Annotated in this window: 1 tRNA gene; it reads right to left on the reverse strand. The window is 46.5% G+C overall.

Annotation, left to right across the window (positions count from 1 at the left end):
• Nucleotides 1-47: 47 nt before the first annotated feature.
• Nucleotides 48-123, reverse strand: a tRNA-Asn gene (locus M3180_RS22505).
• Nucleotides 124-275 lie beyond the last annotated feature (152 nt).

Genomic DNA, 275 nt, shown 5'->3' on the forward strand with positions numbered 1-275 from the left:
CCCTTAGCAGAGGGTCCCCTTGAGCCACTTGGGTACTTCTCCATGAATGGCTCCCCGAACAGGACTCGAACCTGTGACAACTCGATTAACAGTCGAGTGCTCTACCAACTGAGCTATCAGGGAACAAATGCTCAAAATATATTTGAACTTTCAAGGTTTGAACCTTGAAAACTGGATATGAAAGTTGTGAATCTCCAAAGTAATCATTTAGGATAAGCCCTCGACCGATTAGTACTGGTCAGCTCCATGCATTGCTGCACTTCCACCCCCAGCCT

It is taken from the genome of Paenibacillus camelliae, assembly GCF_023715345.1.
In the GTDB taxonomy this organism is placed as follows: domain Bacteria; phylum Bacillota; class Bacilli; order Paenibacillales; family Paenibacillaceae; genus Pristimantibacillus; species Pristimantibacillus camelliae.